The sequence below is a fragment of the Corticibacter populi genome, from assembly GCF_004217315.1.
Lineage (GTDB): Bacteria > Pseudomonadota > Gammaproteobacteria > Burkholderiales > Burkholderiaceae_C > Lampropedia > Lampropedia populi.
Window position 1 is genome coordinate 614,577 of the sequence record NZ_SGWR01000003.1, and the last position, 23,714, is coordinate 638,290.

General features: G+C 66.8%; 22 protein-coding genes and 1 tRNA gene. 13 read left to right on the plus strand and 10 right to left on the minus strand.

The window, feature by feature from the left end:
* Positions 1-103: 103 nt before the first annotated feature.
* Positions 104-1,144, minus strand: a complete 1,041-nt coding sequence (locus EV687_RS13655; protein ID WP_122227565.1) for a hypothetical protein — start codon at positions 1,142-1,144, stop codon at positions 104-106.
* The gene (locus EV687_RS13660) at positions 1,141-1,794 is read right to left on the minus strand and encodes a sigma-70 family RNA polymerase sigma factor (RefSeq protein ID WP_122227563.1); all 654 of its coding nucleotides are present in this window, start codon (positions 1,792-1,794) and stop codon (positions 1,141-1,143) included. The genes EV687_RS13655 and EV687_RS13660 overlap by 4 nt, the downstream gene beginning before the upstream one ends.
* A 398-nt stretch (positions 1,795-2,192) precedes the next feature.
* On the opposite strand from EV687_RS13660, the gene EV687_RS13665 reads away from it, so the two are divergent.
* Positions 2,193-3,056 (plus strand): sulfurtransferase, encoded by an 864-nt coding sequence (locus EV687_RS13665; protein ID WP_122227559.1) that lies wholly within the window; start codon positions 2,193-2,195, stop codon positions 3,054-3,056.
* 51 nt (positions 3,057-3,107) lie between these two features.
* Here the strand turns inward: EV687_RS13665 and mutM are convergent, their stop codons facing one another.
* Positions 3,108-3,923, minus strand: a complete 816-nt coding sequence (mutM, locus tag EV687_RS13670; protein ID WP_122227556.1) for a bifunctional DNA-formamidopyrimidine glycosylase/DNA-(apurinic or apyrimidinic site) lyase — start codon at positions 3,921-3,923, stop codon at positions 3,108-3,110.
* Positions 3,924-4,087: 164 nt separating this feature from the next.
* Between mutM and EV687_RS13675 the strand changes: the two genes are divergently transcribed.
* From EV687_RS13675 to tfpB, 8 genes are all read left to right on the plus strand, one after another.
* On the plus strand, positions 4,088-5,884 hold the full coding sequence (locus EV687_RS13675) for a tetratricopeptide repeat protein (RefSeq protein WP_162846571.1): 1,797 nt from the start codon (positions 4,088-4,090) through the stop codon (positions 5,882-5,884).
* Entirely contained in the window at positions 5,884-6,459 is a 576-nt protein-coding gene (locus EV687_RS13680) for a lipoprotein insertase outer membrane protein LolB (RefSeq protein WP_122227550.1), read from the plus strand. Before EV687_RS13675 ends, EV687_RS13680 begins: the two co-directional genes overlap by 1 nt.
* 32 nt (positions 6,460-6,491) lie before the next feature.
* On the plus strand, positions 6,492-7,370 hold the full coding sequence (gene ispE / locus EV687_RS13685; protein WP_122227546.1) for a 4-(cytidine 5'-diphospho)-2-C-methyl-D-erythritol kinase: 879 nt from the start codon (positions 6,492-6,494) through the stop codon (positions 7,368-7,370).
* A 27-nt stretch (positions 7,371-7,397) separates the two neighbouring features.
* Positions 7,398-7,474, plus strand: a tRNA-Gln gene (locus EV687_RS13690).
* Positions 7,475-7,579: 105 nt separating this feature from the next.
* Positions 7,580-8,557 carry a ribose-phosphate pyrophosphokinase gene (locus tag EV687_RS13695; RefSeq protein WP_122227543.1) on the plus strand — a complete coding sequence of 326 codons (978 nt, stop codon included), beginning with the start codon at positions 7,580-7,582 and terminating at the stop codon, positions 8,555-8,557.
* Between the two features lie 105 nt (positions 8,558-8,662).
* Positions 8,663-9,274, plus strand: a complete 612-nt coding sequence (locus EV687_RS13700; RefSeq protein ID WP_122227541.1) for a 50S ribosomal protein L25/general stress protein Ctc — start codon at positions 8,663-8,665, stop codon at positions 9,272-9,274.
* A 240-nt stretch (positions 9,275-9,514) separates the two neighbouring features.
* Positions 9,515-10,090, plus strand: a complete 576-nt coding sequence (gene pth / locus EV687_RS13705) for an aminoacyl-tRNA hydrolase (RefSeq protein WP_122227539.1) — start codon at positions 9,515-9,517, stop codon at positions 10,088-10,090.
* Positions 10,091-10,152: 62 nt separating this feature from the next.
* Entirely contained in the window at positions 10,153-12,054 is a 1,902-nt protein-coding gene (gene tfpB / locus EV687_RS13710) for a type IV pilus assembly ATPase TfpB (RefSeq protein ID WP_122227536.1), read from the plus strand.
* A 65-nt stretch (positions 12,055-12,119) separates the two neighbouring features.
* Here tfpB and EV687_RS13715 read toward each other — a convergent pair whose 3' ends face one another.
* Positions 12,120-13,052 carry a polysaccharide deacetylase family protein gene (locus tag EV687_RS13715; protein ID WP_162846570.1) on the minus strand — a complete coding sequence of 311 codons (933 nt, stop codon included), beginning with the start codon at positions 13,050-13,052 and terminating at the stop codon, positions 12,120-12,122.
* Between the two features lie 122 nt (positions 13,053-13,174).
* Between EV687_RS13715 and EV687_RS13720 the strand changes: the two genes are divergently transcribed.
* Positions 13,175-13,945, plus strand: a complete 771-nt coding sequence (locus tag EV687_RS13720) for a fumarylacetoacetate hydrolase family protein (protein ID WP_122227530.1) — start codon at positions 13,175-13,177, stop codon at positions 13,943-13,945.
* 23 nt (positions 13,946-13,968) lie between these two features.
* On the opposite strand, the gene EV687_RS13725 is transcribed toward EV687_RS13720, so the two are convergent.
* The 5 genes from EV687_RS13725 to hydA form a co-directional block, all read right to left on the minus strand.
* Positions 13,969-15,426 carry an amidase gene (locus EV687_RS13725; protein WP_122227527.1) on the minus strand — a complete coding sequence of 486 codons (1,458 nt, stop codon included), beginning with the start codon at positions 15,424-15,426 and terminating at the stop codon, positions 13,969-13,971.
* Complete coding sequence (locus tag EV687_RS13730) at positions 15,423-16,721, minus strand: TRAP transporter large permease (protein ID WP_122227525.1); 1,299 nt, start codon at positions 16,719-16,721, stop codon at positions 15,423-15,425. Before EV687_RS13730 ends, EV687_RS13725 begins: the two co-directional genes overlap by 4 nt.
* Positions 16,718-17,335 carry a TRAP transporter small permease subunit gene (locus tag EV687_RS13735; RefSeq protein WP_122227522.1) on the minus strand — a complete coding sequence of 206 codons (618 nt, stop codon included), beginning with the start codon at positions 17,333-17,335 and terminating at the stop codon, positions 16,718-16,720. The genes EV687_RS13730 and EV687_RS13735 overlap by 4 nt, the downstream gene beginning before the upstream one ends.
* Before the next feature lie 73 nt (positions 17,336-17,408).
* On the minus strand, positions 17,409-18,473 hold the full coding sequence (locus EV687_RS13740; protein ID WP_122227519.1) for a TRAP transporter substrate-binding protein: 1,065 nt from the start codon (positions 18,471-18,473) through the stop codon (positions 17,409-17,411).
* A gap of 89 nt (positions 18,474-18,562) precedes the next feature.
* A complete protein-coding gene (gene hydA / locus EV687_RS13745; protein WP_122227516.1) occupies positions 18,563-19,984 on the minus strand; it encodes a dihydropyrimidinase in 1,422 nt (473 codons plus the stop codon).
* Positions 19,985-20,412: 428 nt separating this feature from the next.
* Between hydA and EV687_RS13750 the strand changes: the two genes are divergently transcribed.
* The 3 genes from EV687_RS13750 (at position 20,413) to EV687_RS13760 (ending at position 22,781) form a co-directional block, all read left to right on the plus strand.
* Positions 20,413-21,138, plus strand: a complete 726-nt coding sequence (locus EV687_RS13750) for a maleate cis-trans isomerase family protein (RefSeq protein WP_122227513.1) — start codon at positions 20,413-20,415, stop codon at positions 21,136-21,138.
* 243 nt (positions 21,139-21,381) lie between these two features.
* Entirely contained in the window at positions 21,382-22,089 is a 708-nt protein-coding gene (locus EV687_RS13755; protein WP_122228916.1) for a GntR family transcriptional regulator, read from the plus strand.
* 8 nt (positions 22,090-22,097) lie between these two features.
* A complete protein-coding gene (locus EV687_RS13760; RefSeq protein WP_130466523.1) occupies positions 22,098-22,781 on the plus strand; it encodes an aspartate/glutamate racemase family protein in 684 nt (227 codons plus the stop codon).
* Positions 22,782-22,806: 25 nt separating this feature from the next.
* Here the strand turns inward: EV687_RS13760 and EV687_RS13765 are convergent, their stop codons facing one another.
* On the minus strand, positions 22,807-23,700 hold the full coding sequence (locus EV687_RS13765) for an EamA family transporter (RefSeq protein ID WP_122227507.1): 894 nt from the start codon (positions 23,698-23,700) through the stop codon (positions 22,807-22,809).
* Between the last annotated feature and the right edge of the window lie 14 nt (positions 23,701-23,714).

Genomic DNA, 23,714 nt, shown 5'->3' on the forward strand with positions numbered 1-23,714 from the left:
AGGGCAAAGGCGCTGCTGACCGCGGCGCCTTTTTCTTTTCTTTTTTTGGGACCTGCTCCGCAGGCCCGTTCATGCGCCGATCATGAACGATGAACGGGTGTTTTCACGGCGCTGGCTCCAGGGCGGGCAGTGGATGGTCCGGTACGAGTGCTTCGAGCAGCTTGCGGCGGGCTCCGGGTGTCAGTGGTGAAATCCACGCCTGCTCCAGCCCGGGGCGCTGCCAGAGAATGGCTTGCAGCCCGATGTGCGCCTGTAGCAGTCCATGCGGTGACTGAAGTTCGATGGTGGGGCCTGCCGACTCGCGCTCCGGAGGTGCGGCGCCCCGGTTGGATGGATGCCCCTCCGTTCTGTTGTTGCCGACCTGCGGGGCCGAGGCTGTCTCTAGTGCCTGTGATGTCCCCGGCTGGGCTGTTTCGAGCGCAGCCAGCAAGCCGGCCCGGATCGCCTCCAGCGAGTCCGCCGGTACCGGTTGTTTTGCGGCTGGACCGGAATCTGGCGGCCGCCACTGCATGGCAGTGGCCGATTGCACGATGGCGGGCAGCAGACGGAGTTGCGGCGTGGCTGCTGCTGGTGCCGCTGGCGCCGGCATGCGCGCAGCCATGGGTGACGTGACTTGCGCAACGGCGGCCGGCGCGCGCGCGGCAGGCGCCTGTCGTACCGTGTCATCGGCCTTGGCGAAAGGCGTGATGACCGGGGCAGGGGCGCTGGCCGCCGCCATGGCGGGTTCGGCTTCCTGCCGTTCCGGCGCAGCCTCCGACCATGGTTGCGGTGGCTTGCGCTCATACCAGAGCAGCAGGACCAGGCTGGCCAGTGCCACCGTGGCCAGGCTGGCGGTGAAAGGCTGGCCCCAGCCATGACCGGATGGTCGCAGCCATTGGCGCCATCGTTGCCAGAGCGGCGGTAGTGGTGTCCGGGAGGACGCGGCGGGAGCATTCGGTGCCGCAGGTTCCGCTGCCAGGGCCTGCCGTGCCGCGGCATGGATGCGAGCGCGCATGGCGGGCATTGCATCGGGGGCTGGCAGCCCTTCGGGTGCCGGGGCGTTGGCCAGTGCCTGGCGCCAGAACGCGTGCAGCGCTGCTTCCTGGGCGCCATCCAGCGTTGGCGCAGCGTGGTCCCGCTCGGGCGGGGCAGGGCGTTCAGTCATGCCACGCCCTCCAGCGCCTGCAGGTAGCTGCGCATGCAATGGCGCAGCTTCTGGTTGCCATAGCGAAGGCGGCTGCGCACGGCCTCGAAAGCGAGGTTCAGGTGCTCGGCCAGTTCCTGCAGGCTCCAGTCTTCCTGGTGGCGCAGCAGGAAGGCGGCGCGCTGCTCCTCGGGCAGTTCCTCCAGACAATGCATCAGCCGCTGGCCGGCGGCGCGCCAGAACACGCACTCCTCGGTCGAGCAGGCTCGGGCCTGCTGCAGCGCCGCGGGGTCAAGGCGCATGGCCTGCTCCTCGGGTGTCTGGCCCCACTGGGCATCATCGGCATGCACATCGGGCAGTGCCACTTCCACCTGGCGCTGGCGGCCGGTGCGGCGCAGGCAGTCCATGCTGGCATGGTGGGCGATGGTGAAGGCCCAGGTGCGCCAGCGTGCCCCTTGCGGCTGGAAGCTGGCGCGTGCGGTGACGATGCGCAGCCAGGCTTCCTGGAAGACTTCCTCGACCTGCGCCTGCAGCGGGCGGCCCAGCAGGCGGGCGACGAAACGCAGCATGCCGGTTTCGTGGCGCGCGTACAAGGTGTCGAACGCGGCCATGTCGCCTGCCGCGTAAGCCAGCATCAGGTCTTCATCCGAGAGTTCGGGTCGTGTCTGCATGTGGTGTGAGGGACTGGGTGCGCAATCCGTGAAAATACTTTGAACCGGTGTTCAAGGTGCCATGATGACACGGATCGCAGCGCGGATGCATAGGGCATGCCGACAGCTGGAATGTCTTGTCCGGCCTGTATCATGCGTGGCGAACCGCACGCATTCCATAAGAACCTGTTGACGATATTTTCGTGGGTCACGCAGGAGGTCAAAAATGCAGTGGGCAACGCCGCCTGATGCATTTTTGACCTCCTGCCCTTCGGGTTGTCCCGGCAGGCGCGCGCTGCGGTGTGACAAATCCTCGCCGGGCCACCGGCCCGACTGCGGTTTGCGCCTTGCATCGCATCGCCTGCCGGGGCAACGTGGCCCGCGAAAATATCGTCAACAGGTTCTAAGGACTCCAACCGATGCCCAGCCCCGTTTCCCCCGTGCTCAGCTGCCAGGAACTGGCCGAGTGGCAGGCCCATGGCGTGGCGCGCCGCCTGGTGCTGGTCGATTGCCGCCACGAGCTGGCCGATCCGGCCTGGGGCCGCCAGGCCTACCGGCAGGGGCGCATCCCGGGCGCCATCTTCCTCTCGCTCGACGATGATCTGTCGGCCGCGCCGGATGGCCGCAATGGGCGCCATCCGTTGCCCACGCCGCAGGCCTTCGCGCAGACGCTGGCCCGCGCGGGCATTGGCAATGACAGCCATGTGGTTGCCTACGACCAGGGCGTTGGCATGTTTGCCGCACGCCTGTGGTGGATGCTGCGCTGGCTCGGGCACACGGCCGTGCAGGTGCTCGATGGCGGCTCCGCCCAGTGGCAGCGCGAGGCCCGGCCGATCGAGATCGGCACGCCCAAGGCGCCGGCGCCCGCGCATTTCGTGCCGGATGTGCAGACCGGCATGCTGCGCGATGCCGGCACGGTGCTGCAGGCGCTCGGTGATGGGCGCCAGTATCTGCTCGATGCGCGCGCGCCCGAGCGCTTCCGCGGCGAGGTCGAGCCGCTCGATCGGGTGGCGGGCCACATTCCCGGCGCCGTCAACCGGCCGTTCACCGACAACCTGGAGGCCGGCCTTTTCAAACCGGCCGGGCAGCTGCGCAGCGAGTTCGAGGCCTTGCTGGCCGGCCGCGCGTCCGGGCAGGTGATACACCAGTGCGGTAGCGGGGTGTCGGCCTGCGTCAATCTGCTGGCGATGGAGCGCGCCGGCCTCTCCGGCAGCGCACTCTATGCCGGCAGCTGGAGCGAGTGGTGCAGCGATCCGGCCCGCCCAGTGGCGGTGGGGGCCTGATTACGTGCCGATCGTGGCCGCCGCGCGGCCACGCATCAGCGGATCAGCGGATCAGCGCTGGCAATGTGGACAGTAATAGGTGCTGCGCTGGCCCTGCACGATCTGGCGGATGGGACTGCCGCACTGGCGGCAAGGCTGTCCCTGGCGGCCATAGACGTTGGCGCTGAGCTGGAAGTGGCCGTGGCTGCCATCGGCGGCCGTGAAATCGCGCAGGCTGCTGCCGCCCCTGCGCACCGCCTCGGAGAGCACCTGAACGATGGCTGCATGCAGGCGAGCGAGCCGCAGGCGGCTGATTTTCCCGGCGGGCGTGGTGGGGCGGATGCCGGCCAGGAACAGTGCCTCGCTGGCATAGATGTTGCCCACGCCCACCACCACATCGCCGGCCAGCAGCGCCTGCTTGATGCTGAGGCTGCGCTGGCGCAGGCCGCGGGCCAGGGCCTCGACGGTGAAGTCTTCGCTCAGGGGCTCGACGCCCAGGCCGGCAAGCAGTTTGCGCACCAGTGGCGCATCGGCACTCTCGGCAAACACCAGGGCACCGAAGCGGCGCGGGTCATGCAGCCGCAGCAGATACCCGGCAAACACCATGTCCACATGGTCGTGCGGGCCAAAGGGCAGGTTCCTGGGCAGGATGCGCACGCTGCCGGACATGCCCAGGTGCAGCATCAGAAGGCGTCCGCCATCGAGATCGAACAACAGGTATTTGCCGCGCCTGCGCACGCCTTCGATGGTGCTGCCGGCGAGCTGTTCCGGCGCGCAACCCAGCGGCCAGCGCAGCGGTTTGCCAAGTCGCAGGGCTTCGAGCCGCTGGCCGGTGACGGCGGGGGCAATGCCCAGGCGGGTGACTTCGACTTCCGGGAGTTCTGGCATGGCAAGGGGGCGGTGGGTTGGATGACTGCCCTTCATGTGTGGGCGACGGCCGTGGCATCAAGTCCGTGCAGACCCGTGCGTACGCTGGCGGCTCACCCGCCGATGGGTGCGTTTCCGATTATTATCTTCGGATGCGCGCACACCATCACCCCCTTCTCCTGTCCTTGACTCTGGGCGCCGTGCTGCTCAGCAGCGGCTGCCAGGCCTCATCGCCGCTGCTTGCGGCAACGTCCACGACCGCGCCGCAGGCCGTGGTCGAATCCGGCCAGTCCGTCGAGCAGGCGGTGGCCTCGCGGGCGCTGTCGCCAAGAGCGGCAGCCGAGACGTTCTATGAGGTGCTGGTGGCTGAACTGCTGGGCCAATCCGGCGACTACGTCTCCAGCTACGAGCTGTTGATGCGCGCGGCGCAGACCCTGGGGCAGCCCGACCTGTTCGAGCGTGCCGCCGAGGCGGCGTTCCATGCGCAGGATGGCCAGCGCGCGCTGCGCGCCACGCAGGCCTGGCAGCAGTCCGACCCGGATTCCCGCGACGCCAACAAGGCGGTGCTGCAGGTGCTGCTGGCGCTCAACCAGATTCCGCAGACGCAGTGGCATCTCAAGCACGAGCTGTTTCTGATGCCCGACGACGAGAAGGCCGAGAGCCTGTACGCCATCCCGTTCGTCTACCAGCGTGCGCCCGACAAGCACCAGGTGCTCACGGTGGTCGAGGCCGCGCTCGAGCGCGAACTGGCGGTAGGCTCGCCCTGGCGCGCCGATGCCCTCGCTGTGGTCGGTCGCCTCCAGCTGCAGGCAGGCGATGGCGCCAAGGCCTTGCAGACCCTGCAGGAAGCCCATGCGCTGAACCCGCAGTCCTCCGGCGTCGCTTTCCTGGCCATGGAACTGCTGGCGCAGGGGCAGCAGCAGGTCGAGCCGATCCTGCGGGCCTATGCCGCCAGCGAGGCGCCCACGCCCCAGTTCCTGCTGGCGTATTCGCGGCTCCTGATCGCGCAGCAGGACAGCCAGCAGGCCCTCTTGGTGCTGGACAAGCTGACCGAGCGCGATGCCGGCATGCCCGAGGCCTGGCTGGCCAAGGGTGCCTTGCACACGGGCCTGGGGCAGTTCGCCGAGGCCGGGCTGGCGTTGGACCACTTCGAGATGCTGATGGAGAACGTGCCGGATACCACGCTCAAGAGCCGGGCCATGAACGAGTCCTATCTGCTGCGTGCGCAGATCGCCGAGCAGCAGAACGACGCGGTGGAAGCCTCGCGCTGGCTCGACCTGGTGGACGATCCGGCCGAGATACTGCGTGCCCAGTTGCGCCGCGCCTCGCTGCTGGCCGGCAGCGGCCAGATGGATGCCGCGCGTGCGCTGATCCGCAGCGTGCCTGCGGACGATGCCGAGACCGAGCGTCTCAAGGCCCAGGCCGAGGTGCAACTGCTGCGTCAGCATGGCCTGTATCAGGATGCCTATGCGCTGCAGAGCAAGCTGGTCGAGGCCGATCCCGATGACGATGAGCTGCTGTATGACCAGGCCATGCTGGCTGAGCGCATCGGCGATGTGCCGAGCATGGAGCGCATGCTGCGCACCATCATCCGCCGCTCGCCCGATTTCCACCATGCCTCGAATGCGCTGGGCTACTCCTACGCCGACCGGGGCGTGCACCTGCGCGAGGCACGCCGGTTGATCGAAAAGGCCCTGCAGGCTGCGCCTGGCGATCCCTACATCACCGACAGCCTGGCTTGGCTGGAGTTTCGCGAAGGCAACCTGCCGCGCGCGCGCGAGTTGCTGCAACAGGCCTTTGGGCAGCAGCCCGACGCCGAGATCGCCGCGCATCTGGGCGAAGTGCTCTGGCAACTGCAGGAGCGCGACGCGGCGCGTGCCATCTGGGCCGAGGGCCTCAAGCTCAATCGCGACAACGCCACGCTGCGTGAGACCGTGCAGCGCCTGGGAGCGGGCGAGCTGCTGCAGCAGGAGGCGCCGTGATGCGTGTTGGCGATCGTGCTGGAAGCGCAGCGCTGGCACCTGCGGCGGCCGGCTGGTCGCGCCGGCGCTGGCTGCGCACCGGGGTGGCCGCCGGTGGCGCGGTGCTGCTGGCGGGCTGTGAGCTGTTCGGGCCGCGCCGGCCCTATGTGCTGCATCAGGGCATCTGGCGCGGCCGCATCTCCATTCACACCGAGGAAGAGCGCAGCGAATCCTATATTGCCAGCTTCTACCTGCGCGGCAGTGCCGCACAGGGCGCGCTGGAGGTCTACAACCCGCTGGGCTCCATCATGGCCCGGCTGGAATGGAACGAGCGCCTGGCGCATCTGCGTGCCGGCTCGCAGGAATATGCCGACGCCTCGTTGGATAACCTGGTCCGCGACGTGTTCGGCACGCCGATTCCGGTGCGTGCGCTGTTCGCCTGGCTCTCCGGGGATGCGGTGGAGGAAGACGGCTGGCAGGTCGACCTGAGCCGTTACGGACGTGGTCGCATCGATGCGGTGCGCCAGCAGCCGCTGCCCGTGGCGCGCATGCGCATCGTGCTGCAGTCGGGCGATGGCGAGGAAGAGGTGCTGTGACAGCAGCCTTGCCACCGGCCGCAGGCGCACCTTTGCATCTGCGCGATGTGTTGGCACCAGCCAAGCTGAACCTGTTCCTGCACATCACCGGTCGCCGCCCCGATGGCTACCACCTGCTGCAATCGGTTTTCGTGCTGATCGACTGGTGCGACGTGTTGCACTTCGAGACCCGCCCGCGCGATGCGCGCATCAGCCGCGAGGACCTGGGCGAGCCGCTGCCGGCCGAAGATCTGATCGTGCGGGCCGCGCGCGTCCTGCAGCAGGCCACCGGCTGCCGTCAGGGGGCGCACATCCAGATCGACAAGCGCATTCCGAGCCAGGCCGGCATGGGCGGCGGCTCTTCCGATGCGGCCAGCACGCTGATGGCCCTCAACCGCCTGTGGGGCCTGCACCTGGCGCCGGCCCAATTGCAGGCCATCGGCCTGCAATTGGGTGCCGATGTTCCCTTCTTCCTGGGTGGACACAATGCCTGGGTGGAAGGAATTGGCGAGGCGATCACGCCCCTAGAGGGGGAGGCGGCATTGCCGCCAGCGCGCTTCCTCGTCGTCAAGCCGCCGGTGGGCCTGGCGACGGCGGAAATTTTTTCGCATCCGGCGCTGCAACGCGAAACAGATGCTGCTACAATCTCGCGCTTTACTGCTGCAGCGTATGGGTTCGGAAGAAACGACCTGCAGCCTGTTGCAGAGTTGATCTGCCCGCCAGTTAAAAAAGTCATCGATTGGCTCAATGCTCGCGGATTTCATGCTAGAATGACAGGCTCAGGAAGCGCAGTGTTTGCAAGAATTCCTGAAGACTTTTCAAGTCTTCAACTGCAGGAAATCATTGCAGATGCAGAGCCGGACTGGCTGGTGCGGATATGCCAAGGGCTTTCCGTGCATCCCATGTGGGATCGGGCAGAAAACGGTTTTTGAGACAGGACAATATGTCCTGTCTTGCGTAGGGGAGTCGCCAAGTTGGTTAAGGCACCGGATTTTGATTCCGGCATTCGAGGGTTCGAATCCTTCCTCCCCTGCCATTGATTGGCCTAGCTTTCATCCAATCACCTTCGCACAGGACGCGCAGCGTTTGCGTCTGTCACCGCTTTTGATCCGCTTTTATCCCCACGTACTGCGGCGGTCCCATGAATTCCTGCAATCATCCCGACTTTCTGGTGTTTACCGGCAATGCCAATCCGTGCATGGCCGAAGAGATCGCCACCCACCTTGGCATCAGTCTGGGAGCGGCCCATGTGGGCCGCTTTTCCGATGGTGAAGTGACCGTGGAGATCAAGCAGAACGTTCGGGCGCGTGACGTGTTCGTGGTGCAGTCCACCTGTGCCCCGACCAACGAAAACCTGATGGAACTGCTGATCATGGTCGATGCGCTCAAGCGCGCTTCGGCCGAGCGAATCAGCGCCGTCATCCCGTATTTCGGCTATGCCCGCCAGGATCGCCGACCCCGCTCGACCCGCGTGCCGATCTCGGCCAAGGTGGTGGCCAATCTGCTGCAGACCGTCGGTGTGGCCCGCGTGCTCACCATGGACCTGCATGCCGACCAAATCCAGGGCTTTTTCGACATCCCGGTGGACAACATCTATGCCTCGCCGGTGCTGCTCAATGACCTCGCGCAGAAGCAGTACGAGGATTTGATCGTCGTCTCCCCCGACGTCGGCGGCGTGGTGCGTGCCCGTGCGCTGGCCAAGGAGCTCGGCTGCGATCTGGCTATCATCGACAAGCGCCGCCCCAAGGCCAATGTCAGCGAGGTGATGAACGTCATCGGCGACATCGACGGGCGCAATTGCGTGGTGATGGACGACATGATCGATACCGCCGGCACGCTGGTCAAGGCTGCCGAGGTGCTCAAGGAGCGTGGTGCCAAGAGTGTGCACGCCTATTGCACCCACCCGATCTTTTCGGGTCCGGCCATCGACCGCATCTCCGGCGGCGACGCGCTCGATGAGGTCGTCGTCACCAACACGATTCCGCTTTCCGAGGCGGCGCGCGCCTGCAGCAAGATCCGGCAGTTGTCGGTGGCACCGCTGATCGCCGAGACCATCCAGCGCATCGCGCGTGGCGACTCGGTGATGAGCCTGTTCCAGGAAGACCACGCGTCGTCCTGAGCGCATCATTTTTTCAGTGGCATGGCCTGAGGCACACCGCCTTGGGCCATGTTGTTTCAACCGGAGCGGAGCTGGTCGCGGCCCGCCCCAGACAGGAGAGAAGACATGCAAATCAATGCATTCAAGCGTGAAAAGCAGGGCACGGGTGCGAGCCGCCGTCTGCGCAATTCGGGCCGCACGCCCGGCATCATCTACGGTGGCTCGGCCGAGCCGCAATTGATCGAGTTCGATCACAACCCGCTGTGGTTTGCGCTGCAGAAGGAAGCCTTCCACTCCAGCGTGCTGGATCTGGAGGTCGACGGCAGCCAACAGAAAGTGCTGCTGCGCGACGTGCAGTACCACCCGTACAAGCAGCTGGTGCTGCACGTGGATTTCCAGCGCGTCGACGAGCGCACCCGCCTGCACATGAGCGTGCCGCTGCACTTCGTGAACGCCGAGGAATCGCCGGCCGTCAAGGATGATGGTCAGCTGCTCAACGTGGTCACCACCGAAATCGAGGTCAGCTGCATGCCGGCCGATCTGCCCGAAGCCATCACGGTCGATCTGGGCGGCCTGAAGAAGAACGCCGTGGTGCGCCTGCGCGATGTCAAGCTGCCGCGTGGCGTGGCTGCCTCCAAGCGCCTGCTGGCCATCAACCCGGTGCTCGCTTCCGTTGCGCCGGCTCCGGCTGAGGAAGCTGCCGCGTCTGCCGCGACGGAAGAACCCGCCGCCGAGTGATGTGCCCTGCGCTGATGCGCGCAGTGACGATGCCGATGTGCCGCATGCCGCTCGCGTGCATGGGGCATGTCCCCCAGGCATCCCGCAAAAGGCCTGTCGTTGACGAGACGACAGGCTTTTTTTTGTCACAGGGTACCCATGGTGCCACGCGGCACGGCAAAGCCGGCGGTGCCAAAGAATGCCAGCCACCATGGCTGCTGGCGGTGCGGTACCAGTCCGGTTTGGCGATAATGCCCGCATATGCTGAAACTACTGGTTGGCCTGGGCAATCCCGGGCCTGAATACGCACAGACCCGCCACAACGCGGGCTTTTGGTGGATCGATGCCTTGGCGGCGCGCCATGGTGCCCGGCTGGCGCCGGAGAAGGGCTACTTTGGCCTGGTCGGCAAGGCGCAGGTGGCAGGCCAGCCGCTGTGGCTGCTCGAGCCGATGACCTTCATGAACCGCTCGGGGCAGGCCGTGGCGGCGCTGGCGCGCTTCTACCGCATCGAGCCCGAGCAGATCCTGGTGGTGCATGACGAGCTGGATCTGCTGCCCGGGGACGTGCGGCTCAAGCAGGGTGGCAGCCACGCCGGACACAATGGGCTCAAGGACATCCAGGCGCAGTTGGGCTCGGCGGCCTTCTGGCGCTTGCGCATCGGCATTGGCCATCCCGGTGTGAAGTCCGAAGTGATCAATTGGGTGCTGCGCAAGCCGCCAGCCGACGAGCGCGCGGCCATCGACGCGGCCTGCGACCGTTCGCAGCAGGTGCTGGAGCACCTCGTTGCTGGCGAGTGGGAGGCGGCCAAGCGGGGCCTGCATGCACCGGCCGCATGAGGCGGCGAGAGGACTCTTTGCAATCGCACGCGCTTCCTTCACATCGAAACGAAAGCCGCTCCATGGAAAAAAGCAAGTACCCGGCCCAGCCGCTCACCGAATCCATCGACACCCAGGCGGGTGCACATGGTCTGGGCGGCAGCATTGCGCTGGAGACCGGCCAGGGTGATGGCGTCCAACCGCAGGTTGCGCATTTCAGCGGCCCGCTCGACTGGCTGCATGTGGTGCAGTGGCTGCATGCGGCCGAGCTGATCTCGCCCGAGGAGGCGCAGCGCACCATTGCGCGCTTTTCGCGGGCCGAGAGTTCGCAGAACCCGCTGGTACGGCTGGCTGGCATTGCCCTGCAGCGTGCCGACGGGGCAGGCACACTCAGTCTCGATGACCTGGCGGAATTCGTGGCGCGCCGCGCCGGCATGGAGTGCGTGCGCATCGACCCGCTCAAGGCGGATGTGGGGCGCGTGGCCGAGGTGATGAGCGCGGCCTACGCCAGCCGCTACGGCGTGCTGCCGCTGCAGGTGCAGCCGCGCGAGGTGGTGATTGCCACCTGCGAGCCCTTCATCACTGACTGGGTGCCAGAGATCGAGCGCCAGGTGCGCCGCTCGGTGCGGCTGGTGATGACCAATCCGCTCGACCTCAAACGCTATATTGGCGAGTTCTACGCACTGGCCAGCTCGATCAGCTCGGCGCAGAAGAGCAGCAGCAGCGCTGGCGGCTCGCTGGCGAGCTTCGAGCAGTTGGTGGAACTGGGCCGCTCCAATCGCCAGCTCGATGCCAATGACCAGGGCGTGGTGCGGGTGGTCGAGTGGCTGTGGGAGTATGCGTTCGACCAGCGCGCCAGCGACATCCATCTGGAGCCGCGCCGCGAGCAGGGCGCCATCCGCTTCCGCATCGATGGCGTGCTGCACACCGTCTACCAGATGCCGATCGGTGTGCTCAACGCGATGATCGCGCGCATCAAGCTGCTCGGCCGCATCGACGTGGTGGAAAAGCGCCGTCCGCAGGACGGCCGCATCAAGACCCGCAACCCGCGTGGCGATGAGATCGAGATGCGTCTCTCGACGCTGCCAACCGCCTTCGGCGAGAAGATGGTGATGCGCATCTTCGATCCGGACACCACCATCAAGAACCTCGGCGACCTGGGTTTTTCCAGCCACGATGCGAAGCGCTGGGAGCAACTCGTCAAGCGCCCGCACGGCATCATCCTGGTCACCGGGCCGACCGGCTCGGGCAAGACCACCACGCTGTACTCGACGCTCAAGCGCCTGGCCACCGACGAGGTCAACGTCAGCACCATCGAAGACCCGATCGAGATGATCGAGCCGGCCTTCAACCAGACCCAGGTGCAGCCGCAGATCGACTTCGGCTTTGCCGAGGGCCTGCGCGCGCTGATGCGCCAGGACCCGGACATCATCATGGTCGGCGAGATCCGCGACCTGGAAACCGCCGAGATGGCCATCCAGGCGGCGCTCACCGGGCACCTGGTGTTCTCCACCCTGCACACCAACGACGCGCCTTCGGCCATCACCCGCCTGATGGAACTGGGCGTGCCGGCTTACCTGATCAATGCCACCCTGCTGGGCGTGCTGGCGCAGCGGCTGGTGCGCACGCTGTGCCCGAGCTGCAAGCAGCCGGATCTCCAGTTCGACCTGCACACCCTGGAGGAGGCCGTACGGCCCTGGAAGATCAACCTCGCCGAGAAAAGCTGCTCGGCCTACAAGCCGGTGGGCTGCATCGCCTGCCGCATGAGCGGCTACCGCGGGCGCCTGGGCCTGTATGAGTTGCTCACCGTCAATGAGGCAGTGCGCGACCAGATCCACCAGAAGCTCAGCCTGCCGATCCTGCGCCGCGAGGCGGTGGCCGCCGGCATGCGGCCATTGCGCCTGGGCGGCGCCCAGCGCATCGCCGATGGCACGACCACGCTGGAAGAGATCCTGCTGGCGACGCCCGCGCCCAGCCAGGGTTGAGAACCTGTTGATCTCCTGCGTGCCCCGCGAAAAGATCGTCAACAGGTTCTGATACCACCGCTTCGCTACGCAGTTTGGCGCTGCTGCTCCAACTGCAGCCAGTGCCGGGCCATGGCCTCGCGCGTGGCCACCCAGGCGGGTTGCCGCTGTGCCTGGGCCTGCACATGCTGCAGGATCCGGTCGAGCGCGCGGATGCGCGCCGGGCGCCCCAGAATGCGCGTGTGCAGGCCGATGGTCAAGAGGCGCGGCGCCTGCCGCGCTTCCTCCTGCAGCACCTCGATGGCTTCGATCACATAGCGGGCGAAGTCGTCGGCCTGCACGAAGGCGCCCTGGCCGAAGAAACGCATGTCATTGGTGTCAAAGGCATAGGGCAGGATCACATAGGGACTGCCGTCGCCGCGCCGCATGGTGCAGGGCACCTCGCCGCCATAGTCGTTGCTGTCGTACAGAAAGCCCAGCTCCTGGAGCAGCGTGCGGGTTCGCAGCGACGCTGACGACTTGCAATGCCAGCCAGTTGGACGCCGGCCCCAGTGGCGCCCGATGCTGTCCATGGTGCGAAGAATGGTGGCGCGTTCGGTGGCCTCGTCCATATGCGCGGGCGATTCCCAGCGCCAGCCATGGCCGCACAGCTCCCAGTCATGGGCAAGCGCATCCGCGGTCACCCACGGTGTGTGCTCGAGCGCGCGGCCGCAGACGTTGAGCGTCAGCGGCAGACCGTGCGCGATGAAGCGGCTGGCGATGCGTGCATAACCGGCCCGAGCGCCATATTCGAAGTGAGTCTGCATGCACAGGTCGGGCACGTCGGCGATGGCGTGGGTGACTTCGTGCACCGCCTCGTTGATGGAGTCACCCGCGCCAATGGCCAGCTCGGCCCCTTCCTCGATGTTCAGCACGAACGAGATGGCCAGCCCGCGCCCGCCGGGCCAGCGCCAGTCCAGTTGCTGTGCCTGCGGCGCAAAGCGCCGGAGAAGTTCGGAGTCGGGGTTGGTGGGTGTCATGGTGCGAACCTTTCGGAAACAGCTGCTGAGCGAGGAGCGGTCTGCGGCACAATCGCGCAGGTGCCGCGGCCTTCTCTGGGAAGGCCGTGGGTTGGGAACGGTTTTTGGGGAGATCCATGGGAATGACGGCGCAAGTCGAACAGATGGTGCAGCTGCTCTGCGCAGCGCGCGAACAAGGCCGGCAGGCCGATGCGAGTGGATTGGAGCTGACATTGCAGGGTGCGGATGATGCGTATGCGGTGCAGGACGCCGTGGCGCAGCGGCTCGCCTGGTGGCAGAAGGACGCGGCCCCGATGCATTGGAAGGCCGGTGGCCCCGGCCGCGCTGCGGCGCTGGTGCATGCGCCGCTGCCGCCAGGCGGCGTCTGGCCCAGCCCGGCCGATGCACGGCACTGGCCGGCGCACGTGCATGGCATCGAGGCGGAGATCGCGCTGCGGCTCGGCCAGGCGGTAACGCCCGCGCAGGCGCAGCATCTGGATCATGCGCAGGCCACCGAGCTGGTCGATGCCATGGCGGTGGCCATCGAACTGGTGGATTTCCGCTGGCAGCAGCAGGCCGGTGCGAACGAATGGCTCAAGCTCGCCGATCTGCAGTCCCATGGCGCGCTGGTGCTCGGCCCATGGGTGCCGTTCGAGGCGCGTGACTGGCAGGCCCAGGTCTGCCGTGTGCGCATCGGCTCGCAACCGCTCATCGAGCGGCAAGGGACGCATTCGCTGCAGGATCCGGCCTGGCTGCTGCCGCAATGGCTGGTTCATGCCACGCAGCGTTTTGGCACGCTGGCAGCGGGCACGGTGGTGACCACCGGCACCTGGATCGGCATGCCATGGGCGCAACCGGGCGATCTGGTCGAGGCCAGCTTCGACGGCATTGGCTCCGCTCTGGTGCAGCTGTGAGCAGCAGGGGCTGCCGGGGCTGATCAGAGCGGCGGTCGGCGGGCGCGCCATGGCAAGAGGCTTTCATAGCCGGCCGCCAAGGTCAGCAGCCGGTCTTCGGTACCGAATGGCCCGATGAGCTGCAGGCCAATGGGCAGGCCAGTCGAGAGGCCGGCATGCGGGCCACCATCGGCCGGCGCAGTGGGTACGGACAGGCCCGGCAGGCCGGCTGCGTTGACCCAGCCGGTGAAGGCGGCATGACCACGCGGGCCCACCGCCTGGCCGGCGATCTCGGCGGGCCAGGCCTGCGCGGCCGGCCACGGCAGTGCTGCGGCACTGGGCATGGCGATGCAGTCCCATTGCGCGAACAGGCCGGCGCAGTCCTGCCGCAGCTGCCGCACCTGTGTCCAGATTTCCCAGAGGCGCCGGCCAGGCTGGGCCGCACCTTCGGCAGCCATGGCCTGGTATTTGGCTGAAGCGCCCTCGCGCCATGCCGGATGCTGGGTAAACAGATGGTCCAGGCCGATTTGCGAGACGTACGGCCAGTTGGCATTGATGGCCGTCAGGTCCAGCGGGAGCTCGCCCCGGGTGACGCGGTGGCCGAGTTGCTCCAGTACCGACATGGCAGCGGCGCATTGGCGGGCCACCTGCGGATCGACCGGGCAGTCGTCCAGCGCCGGGACGTAAAGGATGCGCAAGGATTCTGGTGCCGGTGTCGCTGCCTGCATCCCGGCCTGGGCCTGCCGTACCGCCTGGGCGGCCCAGGACTCCCGGTCGGCCGGGTCAGGGCCGCCGAGGACGTGCAGAGCCAGCTGGACGTCCGCCACGTCGCGTGCGAGCAAGCCGATGACCTCGAAGTCGAGCAACAGGCTGGGCAGGCCGGCGCTGCGTGCCACGGTGCCGATGGAGGGTTTGAGTCCGACCAGGCCGCAGTGCGCGGCGGGCCGGCGCGTGGAGCCGCCGCCATCGGTGCCGATGGCCAGCGGCGTGCAGCCTGCCGCCACGCTGGCGGCCGCCCCACCGCTGGAGCCGCCCGGCGTCAGCGCCAGGTCCCATGGGTTGCGGCTGGGGCCGAACAACGGGTTGTCGGTATAGCCTTCCAGCGTGAATTCCGGCACGTTGGTCTTGCCGACGATCAGCGCGCCGGCCTGCCGCAGGCGGGTGACCGCCAGTTCCTCCCCGGGCGGCTGGTAGGTCGCCAGCGCCGGGCAGCCCCAGGTGGTGGGCATGTCGCGGGTGAGGAGGTTGTCCTTGATCGAGACTGGCACGCCGTCGAGTGCCGAGAGCGGCGTGCCGCCGCGCCAGCGCTTGGCGCTGGCGTGCGCTTCGGCCATGGCGGCCCCGGCCCGCAGCGCGGTGAAGGCGCCGATGCGCGGCTGTACCTGGTTGATGCGCGCCAGGCAGGCCTGCAGCACGTCGACCGGCGAGCACTCCTGTGCGCGATAGGCGACCTGCAGCTCTTGCGCGGAGTATTGCCAGAGAGGCGGGAGCGGGCGGGTCATCGCATCGCCTGCGGCAGCCAGGTGGCCAGCGAGGGGAAGGCAATCATCAGCAGCGAGAACAGCAGCAGCACCACCACGTAGGGTGCGGCGCCGATGATCGCGTCGTTGATCGAGCCCTTGTCGGGACGGATGCCGTGCACCACGAACAGGTTCATGCCCACCGGCGGCGTGATCAGGCCCAGCTCGCACATCAGCACGATGAAGATGCCGAACCACACCGGATCGACGCCGAGCGCGCTGACGATGGGGAAGGTGATGGGCACGGTGGCCACCATCAGGCTCATGACGTCCATGAACATGCCGACGATCAGGTAGAAGGCCAGCAGCATCAGCAAGGTGGCGGTGGCCGAGAGGCCGAAGGAGGTGACCCATTCGGTCATCGCCTCGGCCACGCCCGTGAGGCCGATGGTCAGGTTGAGGATGAAGGCCGCGGTCATTATCAGCAGGATCATGCCGCTGGTGCGCGCGGTCTGCATGAAACAGTTCTGCAGCAGCGCCCAGTTGAGGCGGCCCGAGCGCCAGCAGAAGAACAGCGCGCAGGTCAGGCCCAGCGCCGCCGATTCGGTGGCGGTGGCCATGCCGCTGTAGAGGCTGCCCATGACCACGATGAACACCACGCCGGGCGGCACCAGGTCCTTGAGCAGGCGCAGTCGTTCGGCCAGCGGCACCAGCGGCTCGCGCTGGGTGTTGCCGTCCCAGAGCGCCTGGATCAGCACCCACAGCATGAAGAAGCCCGCCAGCAGCAGTCCCGGAATCAGCCCGGCCATGAAGAGCTGGCCGATCGAGGTGTCGGTCAGCGAGCCGTAGACGATCAGGTTGACCGAGGGCGGGATGAGAATGCCCAGGGTGCCTCCGGCGGCGATCGAGCCCAGCGCCGAACTCATGCGGTAGCCGCGCTGGTGCAGCGAAGGCAAGGCCACTGTGCCCACGGTCGCGGCGGTGGCCACCGATGATCCGGAGGTGGCGGCAAACAGCGCACTGCAGCCGATGTTGGCGTGCAGCAGGCCGCCGGGCAGGCGTCCGAACCAGGCGCCGATGGCGCCGAACATGCGGTCGGCGATGCCCGAGCGCAGCAGCAGCTCGCCCATCATCACGAAGAGCGGGATGGCTGTCAGCAGGCTGTCGTTGTGCACGCCCCAGACCACCGGGGCAATGGAGTTTATGAACGGCATGCCATAGGCGGCCAAGCCGCCCAGGATGCCGACGAAGGCCATGGAGGTGGCAATGGGCAGGCCGATGAGCATCATGCCCAGCATGCCGGCGAAGCCCACGATGATATAGGCGGTAAAGCTCATTGGGCACCTCGTTCAGGGTGGATGGGGTGGGCGATGGCCGGTGCGGGCTCATCCTGCTGGCGGGCCTGCAGGTCTTCGAGCTCTTCCTCGACCTCGTCCTGGGTGGATTTGGGCGCCAGCATGGCGTCGATCTTCTTGTACTTGCCCTGCAGCAGCCAGATGGTCGCCAGTACCGCATATGCCGCTGCGGCCAGCGCGAAGATCGCCAGGCACAGCACCCAGATCGACTGAGGGTAGACCAGCGGCGTGGCCCAGGGCGTCTGCGAGACGCTCTTGTAGTCATAGGAATCGAGCAGCGACTCCCAGCCCAGCCAGGCCAGCAGCAGTGCGAACGCCATCATCATCACGGCCGAGAGCCAGTTGATCAGCGTGCGCAGGCGCTTGGGAAAGTGCGCGAAGAAGACGTCCACGCGCACATGGCTGCGCCCGAGCAGCGCCACCGTGAAGGCCAGCGTGCTGCCGATGGCCAGCGCATAGCCGCCCAGCTCGTCGGCACCCTGCATGGAGACGTTGAAGATCTTGCGCATCAGCGTCTCGACGGCGACAACCAGCGACAGCGCGATGAAGATCAGGCCGAACAGGGTCGAGAGGACTTGTTCCAGTTTTTCTTTCATGGTCGATTCCTGTGGATCGATGGCAGGTGCCGCCCGGCCCCGGTCCGCTTGGGCGTGGCCGGGCGGCGGCGGCTTATTCGATGCCGATGACCTTGCCGGCAGTGGCCTTCCAGTCGGCCGAGCAGCTCTTGTTGGCCTTGTCGCAGATCTCGGCCCAGGTCGGTACGGAGATCTTCGCGACGGCTTCGGTCAGCACCTGACGGTCGGCGTCCTGCAGCGGCGAGTCGATCAGGTGGTACTTCTTGCCCATCTCGCAGCTGTCCTTGCCGGCGTTGCAGGCCATGGCATCGGCGGTCAACTCCTCGGAATAGGTCCAGATGTCATCGGTCAGCTTGGTGAAGGCGGCTTGCAGCTTGGCCTGTTCCTCGGCGCTGAGCTTGTTCCACTGGTTGAGGCCGATGCCATAGGCATTCATGGCCATCTGCACGCCCAGGCCATACTGGTGCGTGGCCACTTCCGGCCAGCCCGAGCTGTTGGCCGAGCTGGGGCCGGTGATGGCGCAGTCGACCACACCCAGCGACAGCGCCTGGTGCACTTCGGTGAAGGACAGCGGCACCGGCGAGGCGCCCACGCTTTCCATGAACTTGGCCAGGTTCTGGTCGTAGGTGCGCACCTTCAGGCCCTTGAGGTCGGCCAGCGAAGTGACCGGCTTCTTGCAGAACAGAATCTGCGGGCCGAATGGCCAGGCCCCCAGCAGCTTGATCCGGAACTGCTTCTGCAGGCGCTCGTCGAGCACCGGCAGGTAGGCCTCGTAGACCTTGCGGGCAGTGGCGTAGTCGGGGGCGGCGCCCACCAGGTCGAGGCCGAGCAGCGTGGGCTCATCGCGCGAGTTCTGCGACACGCGCAGCGAGACGATGTCGAAGAGGCCGGCCTTCATCACGCGCAGTTGCTCGGTGTCCTTGATGCCGAGCTGGTCCACCGGCTTGTAGTCGGCATTGATGTTCAGGCCGGTGCGCTGGGCGAACTCCTCGAAGAAGGGGCGCTCGTAGTTCTTCTGGACCAGGCCGGTGGCGGCGGGCTGGCCGATGACCTTGTAGGTGATGGGCGCTTGTGCCAGCGCCTGGCCTGCGGCGGTCATCGAGAACACGGTGGCGGCGATGCCAAGCAGGCGGCGAACAGGGCGGGAGGTGCGGGACATGTGGAAACTCCTGAGGTTGGGGTGGTGGCGGGGGAGAGGAAAAGAGGAAAAGGGGGCGGGGGCTGCGAGTTGCCGGAGAGCCTGGCCGCTCACGGCACGGGCGGGCGCGGCAGCAGGCTGTGCAGGCCGCAGCGCAGCAGCTGGCCGTGGCCGCGCTGCGGATGGAACTGGCCGTCCCAGACGATGGCGCCGCGCGCCAGCGTCAGCGCCGGCCAGGCCTTGAGCTCCATGCCTTCATAGGGTGTGTAGTCCACGTTGTGGTGCAGCGCCTGGTTGCGGATGACGTGGCGGCCTTCCTGCCAGACCACCAGGTCGGCGTCGCTGCCGATGGCGATGCTGCCCTTGCGCGGATGCAGGCCGTAGGCCTTGGCCGGGTTGGTGGATGTGAGTTCGACAAACTGGTTGGCGCTGATGCGCCCGCCGAGCACGCCTTCCGAGTACAAGAGCGGCAGGCGCGTCTCCAGGCCCGGGATGCCATTGGGGATGTGGTCGAACGAGACCTGCTGGCCGCCGGGCTGCTTGCCTTCGGTGCCGTCGAAGCGAAAGGGTGCATGGTCGGAGGAGAACACCGTGAACAGCCCGTTGCGCAGGTTCTGCCAGATCACGTCCTGGTTGGCGCGGTCGCGCGGCGGCGGGCTGCACACGCAGCGCGCGCCATGGTAGCTCTCGTCGATGCCCAGATCCTCGGCGGTCAGGAATAGGTATTGCGGGCAGGTTTCCGCAAAGACCTGCAGGCCCTGCGTGCGGGCCCACTGGATCTGCTCGACCGCCTCGCGTCCCGAGACATGCACGATCAGGATCGGCACGTCGACCAGCTCGGCCAGCGCTATGGCGCGATGGGTGGCTTCGCGTTCGACCAGCATCGGGCGTGCCTGGGCGTGGTAGCGCGGCGCGCTGTGGCCCTGGGCGAGCAGGCGCCGTGTCAGCCACTGGATGCAGTCGGCATTTTCGGCATGCAGCATGGCCAGCGCGCCATGGCGGCGGGCCACCGCCAGCACGTCGAGGATCTGGCCATCGTCCAGCTTCATGTCGTCGTAGGTCATGTAGATCTTGAACGACGTGAAACCCTCGGCAATGAGGGCCGGCAGCTCTTCCTCGAGCACGGCGGGGGTCGGGTCGGTGACGATGAGGTGGAAGGCGTAGTCCACGTGCGCGAGACCCTCGGCGCGCTGCCGGTAGGCCTCCACCGCCGCCCGCAACGAATGGCCGCGCCGCTGGGCCGCAAACGGGATGACAGTGGTGGTGCCGCCGCAGGCGGCGCTGCGCGTGCCGCTGTCGAAATCGTCGGCCATGCGCACCGGGCCGCTGGTGATTTCGTCGAGGTGGCAATGGGCATCGACACCGCCGGGCGTGACCGTGCGACCGGCCGCGTCCAGCTCACGACGCGCCACGCCCAGGCCCAGCCCCAGTTGCACGATGCGGCCATCCTGGATGGCGATGTCGGTCAGGAAGGTGTCGCTGGCCGTGACCGCACGGGCATTGCGCAACACCAGATCGAAAGGCTGAACCATGCTGTCCTTTGTCTTGAGCGAAATCTCTTTTCCTTTTCCTTTTTGTTGACATTACTGTCTACAAAAAAATGGATGATTTTCAGGAAAAGAGATAGAGGATGAGCGGGTTTGTCAGCAAGGAACGTGCCAGAATTGACGGAAAATCACAGCTATTCCTATGAGGCTGGTGATTGATGGTTGGTTGCTGGCATCAAAAGTGCTTTAAATTGTCGACAATGACAAAATGCATTGTTTACGATCTGTTTTGATGCGTGCCTTGCACCGTATTGGGTCGATGATTGCTCCATGTTGGTGCGGAGATCGAGGCGGTACACCATGCATCGGATGCCCACAAAGCCGTGTGCTGTTTCAGCCCGCGGGTGGATGAAGGCAGCAAGAAGCGCCGAACTGAATGAAGCGGAACTGAATCCATGACAAAGGAAACTCGGATGACCCGACCCCTGCGCCTGGGAGTGCTGACGCCCTCCTCGAACACCGCACTGGAGCCCTTGACCAGTGCCATCGTGGCCTCGATTCCCGGCGCCAGCGCGCATTTCTCGCGCTTCAAGGTCACCGAGATCGCGCTGAGCGAACAGGCCCTGGGGCAGTTCGACGACAGCAAGATCCTGGCGGCGGCGGAGCTGCTGGCCGATGCCAAGGTCGACGTGATCGGCTGGAGCGGCACGGCCGCCGGCTGGCTGGGCTTCGAGAAGGATCGGCAACTGGCCGCGCGCATTCAGGCGCACACCGGCATCGTCGCCACCACCGCCATACTGGCCGTCAACGAGTTGCTGCGGCTGCGCGGCATGCAGCGCATCGCCATCGTCTCGCCCTACACGGCGGATGTGCAGCAGCGCATCATCGACAACTACCGGCGCGAGGGCATCGAGGTGGTGGCGCATACGCACGAGAACATCCGCGACAATCACGCCTTTGCACAGGTTCCGCCGCAACGCCTGCTGGCCTGCATGGAGGGCACGGTGCCCGCCGCGCCGCAGGCCGTGGTGACCTATTGCACCAACCTGCACGCCGCCCAGTTGGCGGTGCCTTTCGAAGCCCGGCACGGCATTCCGCTGCTCGATACCGTCAGCACCACGGTCTGGGGCATGCTGCGGGCTGCCGGCGGCGATCCGGCGGGCGTACAGGGCTGGGGGGCGCTGTATGGCTGGAAGTGATTCCATTTCCAGATCAATCGTGCACTTTGTCGGCTTCGCTTGCCTTACGCACGTAATGTCTGCGCTTTGCCTTCGCGTTCACGATCGATCTGGAAATGGAATGAGATGCGCACCGGTGGACCGGGAGGCCGGCTCCGGCAGCGCATCACCGTGGAGCTGGCGCAGTTCCTGCCTGTGTCTCCCATACCCGTGCCACACTGAACAAGACAAGAACGACGACAGGCCTGACCGGCCACAATGCTGATGCCCAAGTCCCATGCAACCCCTTCATCCGATGCCGCCGGTGCGCAAGGCGCGGCAGACGACATCTATGTGAAGATCCACGCGGCGATTCTGGAGCGCCGCCTGCCGCCGGGCACGAAGCTCGGCGAGGACCGGCTGGCGGGCATATTCGGTGTCAGCCGCGCTCGCATCCGCCAGACCCTGGCGCGGCTGGGCTACGACCAGGTGGTCGAGCTGTTTCCCCAGCGCGGCGCATTCGTCGCACGCCCCACGCCCGAGCAGGCCATGCACGTCTTCGAGGCACGCCGCCTCATCGAGCCGGCGGTGATTCGCCGCCTCATCCAGCATCTCTCGGATGAGCACCTGCAAAGCCTGCGCGCGCACGTGGCCCGTGAAATGGATGCCAGGGTACGCGACGACCAGCACGCGGTGATCCGCCTCTCGGGCGAATTCCATACGCTGCTGGCCGAACTGGCTGGCAATTCGGCGCTGATCCAGTCGATGAACCGCCTGTGCACGGTGACCGTGCTGATCATCGCCCTGTACGACTCGCCCACGCGCACCACCTGCCGGGCCGACGAGCATGGTCGGCTGATCGATGCCATCGAACAGCATGACGAGGAGCGGGCATGTGCCCTGATGCTTGAACACCTGGCCCACATCGAAAAAGGCCTGGTGCTGCACCGCGACGGCACCGACGTCGACCTCGACGCCGTCTTTGCGCGATGACGCCGGCCATGCGGATTCTGCTGATCAATCCCAATACCTCCGCCAGCATTTCCGAGCGCATGGCGGTGCCTGCGCGGGCGGCGCTGCTGCCCGGCGAGCATCTGGCAACCTGTACCGCCAGTCAGGGCCCAGCCGTGATCCAGTCGCCGGAGCAGGCCCGGCAGGCCGCGCAGACCGTGCTGCAGCTGGCGCAGGCGCATGGCGGGGCGCATGACGCGCTGATCGTGGGCATGTCGCTCGACAGTGGCCTGCGGATTACACGCGATGCCATGCGGCCGCGGCCGGTCATCGGCATGACCGAGGCGGCCTGCCTGGTGGCCTGTCTGCAGGGTGAACGCTTTGGCGTGCTGACGCTGGGGCAGGACATGGTGCCGCTCTATGCCGCTCACATCGCCGAGCTCGGCCTGGCCGGCCGGCTCATTGGCGTGGCGGCCGCGCAGTGGCCGGACGATTTCGACCCGGCCGAGATGGGGGTGCAGGTCAGCCTGCTACAGGCCCTGGCGCAGGCAGCCCAGCCATTGCTGCAGCAGGGTGCCAGCAGCGTGGTACTGGCCGGGGCGGTGCTGTGTGGCTACGGGCCAGCGCTGGCCGAGCGGCTCGGCCAGCCGGTGCTGGAGGGCACCGCCTGCGCCGTCGGGCTGGCGCGCTGCTGCATCCGGCAGCGCCGGCCGCCGCAAGGGTCATCCGCGTAACGTCCACATAACGTGGACAAGGTCCTCAGGCCTGCCGGGTTTGCCCGGCAGGCTGGCGGCTGGCAGCGCCGATGCTGCCGATCGAGGCCATCATGATGCAGGCGATTGCCAGCCATTGCTGCAGGTCCAGCACCTCATGGAGGAACAGCATGGCGGCCAGCGCCGCCACGGCCGGCTCCATGCTGGCCATGATGCCGAAGGTCTCGCGCGGCAGGCGCTTGAGCGCATACATCTCCAGCGAGATCGGAATGGCGCTGGAGACGATGGCCACGCCCAGGCCGATCAGAAGCACCTGCGGTTGCAGCAGCGCCGTGCCCGCATGGGCCACGCCGACCGGCACCACCACCATGGCGGCGGCCAGCATCCCCAGCGAGACGGTCTGGCCCGCGTGCAGATGGCCGGCGCGCTTGCCGAACACGATGTAGGTGCCCCAGCACACGGCCGCGCCGGCCGCATAGGCGATGCCGACCGGGTCGAGCTGCGCGGCCGATGCATCGCCCAGCGGCAGCAGCAGCAGCAGGCCCAGCACCGCCAGCAGCACCCACAGGTAGTCGAGCCGGCGGCGCGAGTAATACAGTGCCACGGCCAGCGGCCCGGTGAACTCGATGGCCACCGCGACGCCGAAGGGGATGCTGCGGATGGCCATGTAGAACAGCAGGTTCATCACGCCCAGTGTCAGCCCGTAGCGCAGCACGGTGATGGCATCGACGCGGCCCAGCGGCCAGCGCCACGGGCGCCACAGCATCAGCAGCACCAGTGCGGAGAGGCCCACGCGCAGCGCGCTGGTGCCCTGCGCGCCAATCAGCGGGAAGAGCTGCTTGGCATGCGAGGTGCCCAGTGCCAGCGAGGTCACCGCGCCGATGACGGCGAGCACGGGCAACAGGAAAGGATGGTGGCGGATGGAGGCTTGCAGCAACATGGGCGAGAATATAT